The organism is Acidobacteriota bacterium (assembly GCA_034211275.1).
Classification (GTDB): Bacteria; Acidobacteriota; Thermoanaerobaculia; order Multivoradales; family JAHZIX01; genus JAGQSE01.
On record JAXHTF010000369.1, the window covers coordinates 1 to 2124 of the forward strand.

Genomic DNA, 2124 nt, shown 5'->3' on the forward strand with positions numbered 1-2124 from the left:
TTTCGTCGAATCAAGGCCGGAAAACCGCAGGCGATGCGGGTATCGGCGAGGTTTTCGAACGAAGATTCGGCGGAAAAGGGCCGCTCGCAGCGCGGCTCGACTTTCACCACAGGCTGCTAGGCAGTCCTGAAGGCTTCCCAGGAGTCTTGCGGGATCGAGCGCCGAACCCAGCACTCCCCTCGGCGCCCTCCCCGGGACTCCGCCTCAGGCCGCCGGGGGGCGGAGAGCTCCAGCAGCAGCACCGGCCTCCGCCCCCCGGCCCCGACGGCGAGACGAGCCCTGAGAGCGATACACTTCGTGCATGAGCAAACCCAGCGGCCCTACCACCAGTGGCCCATCTTCCCCTGGCCGAAACCCGAAGCTGGTGGAGGACCCTCGCCAGATGACCGCCGAGGTGGTGCTGGTGGAAGACGGCGTGGCCACCGAGATCCCCGACGCCATCGCCGCGGAGGAGCCGCTGGAGATCCGGCTGGTGGCCGGGGGAGAGATGCGCACCGCGGCGGTGACCATGCGCACCCCCGGCGCCGACCGCGAGCTGGCTCTGGGCTTTCTGCTCTCCGAGGGGGTGATCCAGCGTCGGGAGGACGTCGCCGCCATCGGCCATCTGCCCCGCGGCGGCGACGGCAGCGAGAACGTCTTGGTGGTCCGCCTGCGGGACGGGCTGGAACCCCCCTCCCAAACCCTCGAGCGGCACTTCCTCACCACCAGCGCCTGCGGGCTGTGCGGCAAATCGAGTCTCCAAGCCCTGGAGCTACCCCGGCACCCCGAGCTGCCGCCGGGCCCTCGGATTCCGGCGACAGTGCTCTACCAGCTGCCGGAGGCCCTGCGCCGAGCCCAAGGGGTCTTTGCCACCACCGGCGGCCTCCACGCCGCGGGCCTGTTCGACACCGGCGGCGAGCTGCTGGCCTGCCGCGAGGATGTGGGCCGGCACAACGCCCTGGACAAATTGCTTGGCCATGCTTTGGAGCAGGGCTGGCTGCCGCTGCACCGGCATCTGGTGATGGTGAGCGGCCGCGCCAGCTTCGAGCTGGTACAAAAATGTCTGCTCGCGGAGGCTCCGGTGCTCTGCGCGGTCTCTGCTCCCAGCAGCCTGGCGGTGGCCACCGCCCGCCGCTTCCGCCTGACCTTGGTGGGATTCTTACGTGAGCGTAGGTGCAATATCTACAGTGAGATCCAGCGAATCATCTCGGAGTCCTGACTGCTATACTGGTTGGTCAGGAGACATCCCACCAGCGTCGATTCATTCCGCAGTCTCGGTCGGCCACGTGCCTGAAGACGATGTGGCCAGAGACCGGGTAGATTCTCCCAGGTCGTTCGACTCGATCTCCCGAGCGCGACCGCCCGAATTCCTTCGAGGCCCCACTTACACAACTTGCTCGGCCGACTCGTTCGGCCCTGGGATCGCGTTCGTTCCTGGACGGTGTGCGAACGGTTCGCCGCCGCCATTTCACCGGGCCTTCGGGCCCTCCTTGTCAAGGAGACCTCATGAAAACCACCCCAACCTCCAAGAAGCCCTTCTTCGCCCGCTTGCTCGAGACTCAGCGCTCCGAGCACAAGCCGGAGACGATGGAGTTCGACAAGCCCGAGCAGACCATGAAGTACCCCTCCGACGGGGACGAGTGGTAAGAATTTTCACGAAGCAACGTCTTATTCATTGAAGGAGCATCCCATGAAGCAGAACAACACCCCCAAGAAGCCGTTTTTCGCCCGCCTGCTGGAGGCGCAGCGCCCGGAGCAGGACGCCCAGAAGATGGGCTTCGACAAGCCGGACCAGACGATGAAGGCGCCCTCCGACTCCGACGAGTGGTGAGCCGCCTCGACTGAAACCTTCCAGCGATCCAATCATTTTTCTAGGAGGACACTATGAACCAGACCAAGAATGCCAAGAAGCCTTTCTTCGCTCGTCTGCTGGAGATTCAGCAGCAGGAAGAGCCGGGCCACAACCCGGCCCCGGGACGTCCGCCGCACACGCTCAAATACCCCACTGACGACGAGGAGTGGTAGGAGCTGACGCTTCTGCGCCTCGAAGGTTCATCTCAACCCTCAAACCAAGGAGGATTCATGCAACCGAACGAGAACACCAAGAAGCCCTTCTTCGCCCGCCTGCTGGAAGCTCAGGACGCG

At 64.8% G+C, this 2124-nt stretch carries 4 protein-coding genes; all 4 read left to right on the forward strand.

Annotation, left to right across the window (positions count from 1 at the left end; genetic code table 11):
- Nucleotides 1–382 precede the first annotated feature (382 nt).
- The 4 genes from fdhD (at nt 383) to SX243_26080 (ending at nt 2004) form a co-directional block, all read left to right on the forward strand.
- The gene (gene fdhD, locus SX243_26065; GenBank protein ID MDY7096452.1) at nt 383–1198 is read left to right on the forward strand and encodes a formate dehydrogenase accessory sulfurtransferase FdhD; all 816 of its coding nucleotides are present in this window, start codon (nt 383–385) and stop codon (nt 1196–1198) included.
- Between the two features lie 287 nt (nt 1199–1485).
- Nucleotides 1486–1626, forward strand: coding sequence for a microviridin/marinostatin family tricyclic proteinase inhibitor (locus tag SX243_26070; protein MDY7096453.1), 141 nt, complete (start codon nt 1486–1488; stop codon nt 1624–1626).
- Between the two features lie 43 nt (nt 1627–1669).
- Complete coding sequence (locus tag SX243_26075; GenBank protein ID MDY7096454.1) at nt 1670–1810, forward strand: microviridin/marinostatin family tricyclic proteinase inhibitor; 141 nt, start codon at nt 1670–1672, stop codon at nt 1808–1810.
- A 53-nt stretch (nt 1811–1863) separates the two neighbouring features.
- Nucleotides 1864–2004, forward strand: a complete 141-nt coding sequence (locus tag SX243_26080; protein MDY7096455.1) for a microviridin/marinostatin family tricyclic proteinase inhibitor — start codon at nt 1864–1866, stop codon at nt 2002–2004.
- Nucleotides 2005–2124 lie beyond the last annotated feature (120 nt).

What these genes read in the sequence shown, in the direction of transcription:
- SX243_26070 (MDY7096453.1), top strand. Translation starts at nt 1,486, where the DNA reads ATGAAAACCACCCCAACCTCCAAGAAGCCCTTCTTCGCCCGCTTGCTC.
- SX243_26080 (MDY7096455.1), top strand. Translation starts at nt 1,864, where the DNA reads ATGAACCAGACCAAGAATGCCAAGAAGCCTTTCTTCGCTCGTCTGCTG.
- fdhD (MDY7096452.1), top strand. Translation starts at nt 383, where the DNA reads ATGACCGCCGAGGTGGTGCTGGTGGAAGACGGCGTGGCCACCGAGATC.
- SX243_26075 (MDY7096454.1), top strand. Translation starts at nt 1,670, where the DNA reads ATGAAGCAGAACAACACCCCCAAGAAGCCGTTTTTCGCCCGCCTGCTG.